This is a genomic window from Marinobacter sp. UBA2498 (assembly GCF_002341575.1).
Lineage (GTDB): Bacteria > Pseudomonadota > Gammaproteobacteria > Pseudomonadales > Oleiphilaceae > Marinobacter > Marinobacter manganoxydans.
This window is the reverse complement of sequence record NZ_DDOI01000106.1, coordinates 25181-35510: the sequence shown is the minus strand read 5'-3', so window position 1 is coordinate 35510 and position 10330 is coordinate 25181. Positions and strand designations below refer to the sequence as shown.

At 59.8% G+C, this 10330-nt stretch carries 11 protein-coding genes; 5 read left to right on the top strand and 6 right to left on the bottom strand.

Features of this window, described 5'->3' with window-relative positions:
* The 3 genes from B2W52_RS14865 to B2W52_RS14855 all read left to right on the top strand — a co-directional run.
* Positions 1-1105, top strand: a 1105-nt coding sequence (locus B2W52_RS14865) for an ExeM/NucH family extracellular endonuclease (protein WP_286803670.1), incomplete at its 5' end; no start/stop codon positions are given.
* Between the two features lie 128 nt (positions 1106-1233).
* On the top strand, positions 1234-2121 hold the full coding sequence (locus B2W52_RS14860) for an alpha/beta fold hydrolase (protein ID WP_053113502.1): 888 nt from the start codon (positions 1234-1236) through the stop codon (positions 2119-2121).
* 156 nt (positions 2122-2277) lie between these two features.
* Positions 2278-3345, top strand: a complete 1068-nt coding sequence (locus B2W52_RS14855) for an AraC family transcriptional regulator (RefSeq protein ID WP_008176811.1) — start codon at positions 2278-2280, stop codon at positions 3343-3345.
* Here B2W52_RS14855 and queE read toward each other — a convergent pair whose 3' ends face one another.
* Both queE and queC read right to left on the bottom strand, forming a co-directional pair.
* Positions 3346-4002, bottom strand: a complete 657-nt coding sequence (gene queE, locus B2W52_RS14850; RefSeq protein ID WP_008176809.1) for a 7-carboxy-7-deazaguanine synthase — start codon at positions 4000-4002, stop codon at positions 3346-3348.
* On the bottom strand, positions 4002-4667 hold the full coding sequence (queC, locus tag B2W52_RS14845) for a 7-cyano-7-deazaguanine synthase QueC (protein WP_008176806.1): 666 nt from the start codon (positions 4665-4667) through the stop codon (positions 4002-4004). Before queC ends, queE begins: the two co-directional genes overlap by 1 nt.
* Positions 4668-4852: 185 nt before the next feature.
* Between queC and B2W52_RS14840 the strand changes: the two genes are divergently transcribed.
* Entirely contained in the window at positions 4853-5386 is a 534-nt protein-coding gene (locus tag B2W52_RS14840) for a 3'-5' exonuclease (protein WP_014578938.1), read from the top strand.
* Positions 5387-5401: 15 nt separating this feature from the next.
* Here B2W52_RS14840 and B2W52_RS14835 read toward each other — a convergent pair whose 3' ends face one another.
* Entirely contained in the window at positions 5402-5656 is a 255-nt protein-coding gene (locus B2W52_RS14835) for a hypothetical protein (RefSeq protein WP_257903044.1), read from the bottom strand.
* A 531-nt stretch (positions 5657-6187) separates the two neighbouring features.
* On the opposite strand from B2W52_RS14835, the gene B2W52_RS14830 reads away from it, so the two are divergent.
* Entirely contained in the window at positions 6188-6460 is a 273-nt protein-coding gene (locus tag B2W52_RS14830) for a hypothetical protein (protein ID WP_041645887.1), read from the top strand.
* A gap of 25 nt (positions 6461-6485) precedes the next feature.
* Here B2W52_RS14830 and B2W52_RS14825 read toward each other — a convergent pair whose 3' ends face one another.
* The 3 genes from B2W52_RS14825 to B2W52_RS14815 form a co-directional block, all read right to left on the bottom strand.
* Entirely contained in the window at positions 6486-6899 is a 414-nt protein-coding gene (locus B2W52_RS14825; RefSeq protein ID WP_008176796.1) for a response regulator, read from the bottom strand.
* Between the two features lie 14 nt (positions 6900-6913).
* Positions 6914-7471, bottom strand: a complete 558-nt coding sequence (locus tag B2W52_RS14820; protein ID WP_041645885.1) for a hypothetical protein — start codon at positions 7469-7471, stop codon at positions 6914-6916.
* A gap of 32 nt (positions 7472-7503) precedes the next feature.
* A partial coding sequence (locus B2W52_RS14815; protein ID WP_286803669.1) for a hybrid sensor histidine kinase/response regulator occupies positions 7504-10330 on the bottom strand: 2827 nt, incomplete at its 5' end.

Below are 10330 nucleotides of genomic sequence, written 5' to 3'. Positions count from 1 at the left end.
CCCCCGCCCGGTACCCTGGCCCCCGGGCGGCCTGTCCTCGGCAACCGTAAGGGCCGGTGATCAGATTAGAGGGCTCATCGGTGTGCTGGATTTCCGCTTCGATGCCTGGCGGCTCCAGCCTTCTCAGGAGCCGGCTTTCCTCGCCACCAATCCCAGAGAAACCGCACCCGGGCCGCGGCATGAGGCTTCGGTGCGGATCATGGCTCTGAACCTTGGTAATTTCTTTAACGGAGATGGCCGGGGCGGCGAGTTTCCAACGAGTCGTGGGGCCGGGACACCGGCGGAATTCCGGCGCCAGCAACAACAACTGGTGAACACACTTCTGGCCCCCGATCCGGACATTCTTGCGCTGACCGAACTTGAGAACGACGGCTATGGACCGGCAAGTTCCATAGCGAAACTTGCAGAGGCCCTGGGCGGCACCTGGCGGTTCGTCAGCACGCCCGGCCAGGACGGCGATGACGAGATCCGGACCGGCCTGCTCTACCGCAGCGACCGGATTAGCGCCGTTGGCCCGCCAGAACGGCTTACCAAAGGGCCATTTGAATCGGGAGGCCGGCCTCCCCTGGCTCAGGATTTCGGCCGAACGGACGGTGATGCTACCGTTCGGGTAATTGTTCCTCACCTGAAATCGAAATCCTGTCGGGGCGCCCGTGGCGATGATAAAGACCAGGCCGATGGCCAGGGCTGCTACGCAAGCCGGCGGACCAACGAAGCGAAAACACTGGCGGCCTGGTCCGGCAGCGATACCCGCAGGCACCATTCAGTCGGCACCCTGATAATCGGTGACCTCAACAGCTATGCCCGCGAACATCCCATAGCGGTGCTGGAGCAGGCAGGATTTACCAGCATGGTGCACCATTTCCATCCCTGCACCGAAAAGACCTGTGGTCACTACACCTACCGTTACCGTGGTCAGAAGGGCTCGCTGGATTTCGCACTCGCCTCCGAGACCTTAAAACCAAGGGTCATGGGCGCCTGGAGCTGGCTGGTGAACGCCGATGAGCCCCGGGTACTCGACTACCGGAGCGATCACCCGGCATCCGGCCGGGGACCCTGGCGATCCAGCGACCATAATCCGGTGATTGTCGACCTGAAGCTCTGACTTTCGATGCCCCGTCACGGGCAATCTGTTGCCCATTCGCCGACGTCCACGGGCACTGTGGCCAAGGCTCCGGATTCTGGTCCCGGTAGACTGGTGGTCAGACCCAAAACCGGTGATCGCTGACAACCATGAGAATTCCTGCCCCCAACTTCTGGCCCGCTGCCCGCACGGGACAACGATTTCTTCTCCAGGCCCGCCGCCGTGAAACCATGGTCGATGGCCACAAGATGGTTTTCCTGGAACGGGGATCGCCAGATGTCGGCCGCCCGACGATCGTCCTGATTCATGGCTTTGCCGCCATGAAGGAAAACTGGGGGCTGTGGCTGCAAAGACTGCCAAGACACTGGCATCTTCTGGCGCCGGATCTGCCGGGATTCGGGGAGAGTGATTACCGGCCGGAGGCCTGCTACCGCTACGAAACCCAGGCCCGTCGACTGGCTCAGTGGCTTGCCGGCGTTAACACCGACAACATCCATCTGGCCGGCAGCTCCATGGGTGGCGCGATTGCCGCAATACTGGCCCACACACTGGATCCGGCGCCCCGCTCGGTGACGTTGCTCAACAGCGCCGGCATCCCCGAACATGAAGAGGTAGACATTCACGCCCCCCTGAAGCCTGACCGGGATGGCATCCTGATTCCACGGGACTGGAAAGGCGTCTACCGTATGTTCAACAGTGTTGGCACCGGCAAGCCCACGGTCTCCGGACTTGCCATGGCCGGCCTCCTCGGACCGGACCTCCTGGGCCGCACCAAGGCCCTCCGTCATATCTTCAGTGACATGGTGGCAGACGCGCTGGCACCGGCCCGCTACCTGGGCCCCGAGACACCGCCACTGCAGGTTCAGTGGGGCGACCGTGACGTGATTACCCCGACCCGCTGCGTCGACTGGTTCAGCTCGGCCACGCCTCAGGCAGAAATCCACATGTTCCGGGGTGTCGGGCATCTTCCGATGCTGGAAACGCCCGGGCGATCTGCCGCAGCCCTGGAACACTTTGTCCGCCGTCATGGCCAGTGATCGATCCGGATGCTTCCTGCCAACCAGCCGATGATTGGCCTTTCAGGCCATTTATTCCGTCACCGAAGTCATGGGGCAACGAGCCGCGAGGCGCCATAATCGTCGAAACCAAGCGTTCTGCGACATAACAAGAACAGAATCAGACGAGGAAATCCCATGCGCGCCTCCGTTTCAACGGCACAGGACCTGGGCATGCCGGCCATCTACCTGCATCTTCTGGCCGAACTGCTGAACACCATCGGTGTTGACGAACAAGACCTCCTCCTCCGGGTCGGTCTTGACCCCGTCCGCCTGCAATCCACCGATCGGCGGGTGAGCCAGACCCAGGCCAGCGAATTCGTCACCCGGGCCATTATCGAAAGCGGCGAACCTGGACTCGGTATCATGCTCGCCAGGGAGCTGAAGCTGCCCCTGCACGGCGCCCTGGGTACGGCCGTCATGAGTAGCCGTACCCTGGGCGATGCCATGGAGCTGATGACCCGATACCTGACGCTAAGGGTGCCTCACCTTCGGGTCTGCAAACGGGAGACCGGCAACCTGGCCTGGTACGTTGTGCATTGTGATATCGACCTGGGGCCTCTGCACGGCTTTATCATGGATGCCATGCTGTTTGGTTGCGTTTCCATGGGGGCACAGTTGACAGGCTCGGTCATTGACGGTTTGCGGATTGTTCGCCGGGGAACGGAGCCGGCCTATTTCCAGCGTTTCCGCTCACAGATCCCGGTGCCGGTGGAATTCGGCGCTACGGAGAATGCCCTGGTGATTCCGGTTGGCCGTCTGAGCCTGCCCGTGCGCTTCACCGATGATCAACTGGCGGCCTCGTCCAAAGCCCAGTGCGAGGAGGCGCTGCGGCAGCTGACCGAAGACGCCGGATTTGCCTGTCGCGTCCGACGGGTAATCGAGACCAGCCACCCCTTCCCGCCAAAACTGGCCAGGGTAGCGGCCACCCTGTTTGTGTCCGAGAGAACGCTCAAGCGGCGGCTGCAGGAAGAAGACGCCAGTTTCCAGCAGCTGGTAGATCAGGTCCGCCTGGAACGGGCACAGGATCTGCTCCGCAGTACCACCATGAATCTGAGCCAGATTGCCGATGCCCTCGGTTACGCCGACGCGGCGAATTTCACCCGGGCTTTCAAGCGCTGGACCGGCAGCAGCCCCAGCCATTACCGAATTTCGCAACCCGGCCCCGGGCTGATTACCGCCAGGCGGGCACTGGCCACGGGGTAATCAGTCGATGCCGATGATCTTGTGCATTTGCAGGGTCAGGCGCCACTGCGGATGCGCGAGACAATAATCGGTGGCGCGTCGGGTATTGCTTTGTTTGATCTCATCCACAGCCGTTTCCGGTATCGAGGGAGAGGCCATCGGCGACAGGAAATAATGGCTTGCGCGAATGCCCAGGAATCGCTCCGGCATCGCCAGGGGCTGGGGATAGACCAGCTTCAGCTCGTCACAGGCCTCAAGCACCACCGGGGCATCGGCTTTCGGACTGACGCAGAGCCAGTCGATGCCTTCGGGCGCGGGCAGGGTACCGTTGGTCTCTACCCCTACCTCGAACCCTTCCCGGTGCAGAGCCTCGATCAGGGGAGCATCCAGCTGCAGCAGGGGCTCGCCACCGGTGCAGACCACGTAGGGCTTGCCGGGTGCCTCCGGCCAAAGATTGCGTATGTGACGGGCCAGTTCCTCCGGGGTTTCAAAGCGACCACCATTCTGGCCATCAGTACCGACAAAATCGGTATCACAGAAATTGCACACGGCAGTGGCGCGGTCCTTCTCGCGACCGGTCCAAAGGTTGCACTTGCTGAAACGACAGAACACGGCAGCACGCCCGGCCTGGGCACCTTCACCCTGCAACGTGTAGAAGGCTTCCTTGACCCGATACATCAGCTTGCCGCCTCGTAGTCCAGGGGATCTTTGACACCATTGGCAGCGAAGGCTTCCAGTCGTTCAACACAGGAGCCGCAGCGTCCACAAGCCCGCTCCCGGCCGTTGTAGCAGGTCCAGGTCTGTGCATAGTCCAGTCCCAGGCGCAGGCCTTCAGCCAGGATCTGACCCTTGTCCATGGTCATGAAAGGCGCCTCAATGCCGACCGGCTCGTAGTTGGCCACGCGGCAGACCGCGTCCATTTTATCCACAAACTCCGGGCGACAGTCCGGGTAGATAGCGTGGTCGCCACCATGAGCTCCGTACCAGACGGCGCCAGCACCTGCGGTCACGGCGTAACCGGTCGCCAGGGACAGGAGAATCATGTTTCGGTTAGGCACCACGGTCGCTTTCATGCTGTCTTCTTCATAGTGGCCTTCCGGCACATCGATATCCGAGGTCAGCGATGAGCCGGCCATCACCTCACTCATGGCGCGGATATCGATCACCTTGTGGGGTACACCCAGCGCTTCACAGACCGAACGCGCGCACTCAAGCTCCCGGACATGGCGCTGCCCGTAGTTGAAGGACAGGGCATGAACCTGGTAGCCGCGCTCCCGGGCCAGATGCAGCAGGGTGTAGGAGTCCATGCCTCCGGAATAGATAACGACTACGGTGTCTGTCATTCGGGCTCCCCGTATGGTGCGGTTCGGATTTGGCTGGTTTACTGTCGCGCCCGAGGCCTGTTGCTGTCATCGGGCTTTTACAATGAATGGACATATTGTAACAGTGCAGGAACAGGTTGGGTTCGCGTCTCGCTTGCGGGGCGGGTAAACTCAGCGAAAAACAACTCATCAGCTACACTGACTCCATGACCACTATCCAGCCGGCATTCATCGATTTCGAGGCATCAAGCCTTGATCTGATCGCGAGCTACCCCATTGAGGTGGGAATCTGCATGCCGGATGGCACTCTCCACAGCTGGCTGATCAGCCCCCACGTGCTGTGGCAGGACTGGTCACAAAGCGCTGAGCAGATTCACGGCATTTCCCGCGAGACCCTGGAAGCGGATGGTATTGCGGTGAGCGAAGTCGCCAGTGCCCTCAACGAACTGCTGCCGGAACAGGTGTTTTGCGATGCCTGGACCTTCGACAGTTTCTGGCTGCATCGTTTGTTCAAGGCCGCCCGCATAACGCCAACGTTTCAGCTTGAATCCATTTCAGCGCTGTTGGACACGAGGCAGGTGCGCGAATGGTCAGCACTTCGCCAACAGGTGATTACAGAGCTTGGCCTGCCTGTGCATCGGGCCGCAAACGATGCCCTGATTCTCCACAAAACCTGGGAACGGATTGCGCCGAATCAGGACGAACTGGCGCCGTTAACGGGTCAAACCCGGCAGGCCTGACGCATTCCCGGTTGATCAGTGCCTGGCGTGACGGACACGCAGTGCGATGACCTCGAGACCATCCCGAAGGGTATTCAGCGTCCAGTAGGTCACCAGGGCCATGAGCGCGGCTCCGGTCACGGTAAACACCAGATTCTCACCCACGACCTGCTCCTGCGCGACCAGCAGGTAAAGACCAAGTGCAATAATCAGGGCGAGTTCAATCAATGCGTGGGAACGGAACTTTTTACTGGCAGATCCGGCTTCGTCGGACATTTTGCTAGGTTTCAACCTCTGTCTGTTGATGGCGATTAATCGAATATTAGTGTGCGAATTATCGCCGGGACAGGCCGCAAAATCTGTAAGAAGTAATGGCTACGAAGATTCCACTACCCAAAAAAAACGCAGCCATAGAGGCTGCGTAGAAAGGAGAGATCCATCAACTGCCTGGCGCGGCAGGCAGTCGGGATTGCACAACGTAAAACACGTGACGGAAAGAATTATGCCAAGCGCCCCTGGAGGCCGTCTGTAGGGGTTTGCCGAAGAAGCCGGGCTATTGCAAACGGCCCATTAGCCTATACACTGGTAGTCGAACCGAAACATAAGAGCCGGTATGACCAGAATGATTCCACAGTTCAGCGCTTACACAGCAGCAGGTTGCCATGCAGGGCAGTCTGTTCGCGCGATGGTGAAAGACATCTAACGGCTTTCGGTCAGTCCCGGGAGCCTATGTAGCGACCGGGTCAGCTTCTCCGCGAAACCCCGGTCGCTTCAGGCACCGGGGTTTTGTTTTTGCAGCCGCAAAACGACAAGGAGAACATCATGAAAAGACATCCGACAACTCGCGCAGCAAACCAGCCCATGAACAATCGCCAGGGCCCGATCAAGCGTCCGGAGAAGCTGCCGCTGCTGGATGCCATCTGCAAAAAACTTAATCAGCGCGTCAATCTGGATGACGAACAGCGGGTGCTGGGAGTGTATGAGCGGGGCTGGATCTTCAAGGGCGTCCTGGGCAATATGAACGACGCCGAGGCAAGGTACGTCAGAGCATTGGCGACCCGTTACAATTCATGGATTGCCCGGCAGGTCGCCTGATTCAGAAGCCGCGTGTCTGAACCGGTCAGTGGCGCCGGTTCAGACCCTGCATCATCGCCATATCGCCGCCGTGAACCATGGCGTAATTGTTGACCACATCGTGTATTTTTTCCTGGGAGTAAGGCTTGACCACGTAGCCGTTAGCACCGGCACTGATCGCCCGCTGAATACTCTCGATCGAATCGTCCGCCGTCACCAGCACAATGTGCTGCTCCTCACGGGCGTCCTTGAATTCCAGCATCAGTTCGTGCCCATCGCCGTCCGGCAACCCCAGATCCAGCAGGATGATGTGAAATTCCCCGGCTTTGAAAGCCGTCCTGGCGGAAGCTGCGTCAATACACTCGATCACCTTGGTTGCGCCAGCGTTGTAGAGCATATCCACGAGCCGCTCTCGCATCACAGGCTCATCTTCCACTACCAGCACTTTCAGATCCGTCATGTGGGTTGCTCCTCTCAAACTGTCGGGTCGTTGCCTGTGCGCCGCGGCAGGTCCAGCGGCGCTGGTCGGGGCTCGCTCATGTCACTGTAGTCAGGGCGTGGCGAGGTCTCCGGATTGGCCGTCGTCCCGTCCTCCATGCCAAACCGTGTCAGTATATTGCTGATGCTCACAGCGGTTGTGTAGAGGGATATCGCAATAATCAGAAGGATCGGCTGAACAAAGGTTACAAAACCGGGTACATCCGCGCTTCCCAGTATACTCAGGATCAGAATGATTGCCGGCCCCAGCACCACGAAAAGCGTCAGGGCAATGAAGAAAACAATCCGCTCCTTGTAGCGCCCGAGCTCCCGGTTGGTCACGAGACCGAGCACGAACTTGCCGATAGCCAGACCGGCAAGGATAGCGGCGGCGATGCTCAGGTCCGGTCGCAGCAGGGTTTCGTAAAGCCGGCCTTCCCACAACCGTTGCATACCGATAATCAGAAAGGGAAACAACACAAACAGGATGTCGGCATAGGTACCATACATCATGCTCAAGGAATGGTGTTCTCGGCGTTCCGGCAGCTCACTCATCGGGTTCTTCCTGTTGGTCATACTCACACACGTCAGCCTGGCGTTTTCGCAGCGGCGAGGGCACGGTCTATCATTTCACCGAGTTCCTTCAGTTCGCTGCGAACACGTTCCCAGTCCGGCTCAGTGACTTTCAGCAGCTCTTCCAGTATACCCGCCTGTCGGGTCATCAGCGGATAGCCCATGGCACCCGCCGTGCCCTTGATCTGGTGGGCTTCGGTTTTCATTGCTTCACGATCTGCGTCCGCCAGCGCGGCATCCATTCGGGTCCGCCGCGCGGCAAGCCCATCAAGAAACTGTGCCACCAGGTGGGCAATTTCAGCGTCTTCGCCAGTATCCGCGGCGAAAACGGGGCCCGTGCCCAGCAGCCGGTCCAGCAGGGCCGTCAGGTGGGACTGATCAATGGGCTTGTTCAAAACGCCGTCACAACCGGCCTCAAGCAATGCATCGGTTTCCGGCTGATCGCCAGCTGTAAAGGCAATCACCGGCCGGCGGAACCCGGCCTGGCGCAGCAACCGGGTGGCGTCAACACCATCCATTCCCGGCATGTGACGGTCCATCAGCACCAGATGAACCGTATCGGACAATGCAGTCCGAACCGCGTCCTCGCCGCCGGTCACTGCCACGACGTCCAGACCTTCCCGGCGCAGCATACGCTCTACCAGCTGCCGGTTTTCCGTGTTGTCTTCGGCAACCAGCACCTTGCCCTGATAGCGTGAGGTTCGTTCATTAGCGGAGGCCGGCGTCACCGACAGGTATCGTCCCAGTGTTTCATAGAAGCGCTGCTTGTCGATGGGCTTCGCCAGGTGTTCATTGCAGCCGGCCAGGCGATAGTCGGCAATGTCCTCGGACATCACATTGGCGGTGAGCGCGATGACTGGCGTATTCACCCCGGCTTCGCGAAGTGCCGCCGTCGCGTCACGGCCGTTCATCACCGGCATCTGTATGTCCATCAGGATCAGATCAAAGGGTTCGCGAATCGCCATTTCCAGGGCTTCCGCTCCGTTGCCCACATGGACAAGCTCGGCTCCGGTTCGAGACACCAGCAGGGAAACAAGCCGCCGGTTCACCTCATTGTCCTCGGCACACAGGATACGCCCTGACAATCGCGGCGCGACAACCATGGGGATGGTCCGGCGGCGCTGGCTCAGCTCCGAGGCATCGCGCAGGAAATGCACCTCATCCAGTGGCCCTGTCCGGATCGAAAGCTCAAACTCGCTGCCCTCGCCATAGGTGCTGTTCACCCGGATACTGCCGCCAAGCATTTCCGCCAGACGCCGGGAAATGCTGAGCCCGAGGCCAGTGCCACCATATTGCCTGGAAATGGCGGCGCTGCCCTGGGCAAAGGGATCGAACAGACGCCCCAATTGCTCCGGCTTCATGCCAATGCCGGTATCCACGACCCGGGCCACGAGCAATTCCTGATCGCGATCACAACGGACCACCAGGGAAATGGACCCCTTATCGGTAAATTTAAGGCCATTACCACACAGGTTGATGATGATCTGGCGCAGTCGGGTGGGGTCGGTGCGTACCTGCTCCGGCAACGGGTATTCGCAGATGATGCTGAAATCCAGTCCTTTTTCCCGGGCTCTTGGCGCGAAGAAGGCGCGAATCTCGTCAAGAAGTTCCGGCAGATTGACCGATACGATGTCCACATCCAGTTTGTTCGCGTCGATTTTCGAGTGGTCGAGGATGTCGTTGACCAAGTCCAGCAGATGTCGGCCGCTGCGCACCACCGTCTCGGCACTGCTTCTTTTCTCCGGCTCACTGAGATCCGGATCAAGCAACGTTTCTCCGTAACCGATGATGGCTGCCAGCGGTGTGCGGATCTCATGGCTCATATTGGCCAGGAACTGGCTTTTCGCCTCCGCGGAATTGCGGGCAAGCTCCTTCTCGAGACGCTCCTGCTCGCGCTCCCTCTCGATTCTCAAGCGATTGTGACTTTCGGTGGCGTCGATGCAGGTGCCTTCCAGATGGGTCGGCTCACCCTCGGTGTCATACACCGTGTGCAGTGAGATGGTCGCCCAGCGCTCGTCACCATCCCGGGTCAGGTATCGAGCCTCAATGCCCTTGACCGTGCCCCGGGCCTCCAGCTGCTCGATCACCAGCCGCCGCAACCGCTCGTCGGCGATGCAGGTTTCCAGTACGTCCGGGTTCCGCTTGAGCAACTCGCGGCTGCTGTTGTAGCCCAGCAGCCGCGCCATAGCGGGATTGGCCGTGACAAATCGCCGGTCCGGTGACATCTGGAACACGCCCTCGATGGCGTTATCGAACAGCGACTGGTAACGCTGAAGGTTCGACAACGCCCGCTGGCTCCAGCCCAGGGCCTCGCCCTGGACCTGCTTGATCCTGTCTGCCAGGGCAAACGAGAACAGAATGATCTGGGCGGTCAGACCGAATTGCGGCGAATAGGCGGTGAATGTGTTCAGCGGGAGTATGCCCATTACCGTCAGGGCGTAGATGCCGAAGCCCACCAGCGCCAGTGTCCAGGCAAAAAAGTAGGACCGGGCCGCCGGGTTGTAATAGCGCCAGGACAGGTAACTGACCACAATCAGGATCAGGCTCAGCAGGACAGAGCCAACCACAATCCATTCCATGGCCACGTGGTAGGGCAGGAATAGGGAAAGCACGAACGTCGCGACCACCGAATAGAGACAGAGGCGGATCACCTGATCAAGGTCGGCCGACCGCTCCCGGGTCTCCAGCAGTGACCTTGCCATCAGCAGGCCCCAGAACCAGGTCAGAATGATCTGGAAGTGCAGGAACTGCTTGTCGAACAGAGCGGGCCGGCTGTCGAGAAGCTGGATACCGTGAACCTGTTCGGTGAAGATAAAGATGGCCGCAAAGACCAGGTAGAGC

Excerpts from the sequence above, each read along its gene's own strand:
- B2W52_RS14860 (WP_053113502.1), top strand. The coding sequence starts at position 1,234 with ATGAGAATTCCTGCCCCCAACTTCTGGCCCGCTGCCCGCACGGGACAA.
- queE (WP_008176809.1), bottom strand. The coding sequence starts at position 4,002 with ATGTATCGGGTCAAGGAAGCCTTCTACACGTTGCAGGGTGAAGGTGCC.
- B2W52_RS14820 (WP_041645885.1), bottom strand. The coding sequence starts at position 7,471 with ATGAGTGAGCTGCCGGAACGCCGAGAACACCATTCCTTGAGCATGATG.
- B2W52_RS14855 (WP_008176811.1), top strand. The coding sequence starts at position 2,278 with ATGCGCGCCTCCGTTTCAACGGCACAGGACCTGGGCATGCCGGCCATC.
- B2W52_RS14840 (WP_014578938.1), top strand. The coding sequence starts at position 4,853 with ATGACCACTATCCAGCCGGCATTCATCGATTTCGAGGCATCAAGCCTT.
- queC (WP_008176806.1), bottom strand. The coding sequence starts at position 4,667 with ATGACAGACACCGTAGTCGTTATCTATTCCGGAGGCATGGACTCCTAC.
- B2W52_RS14830 (WP_041645887.1), top strand. The coding sequence starts at position 6,188 with ATGAAAAGACATCCGACAACTCGCGCAGCAAACCAGCCCATGAACAAT.
- B2W52_RS14825 (WP_008176796.1), bottom strand. The coding sequence starts at position 6,899 with ATGACGGATCTGAAAGTGCTGGTAGTGGAAGATGAGCCTGTGATGCGA.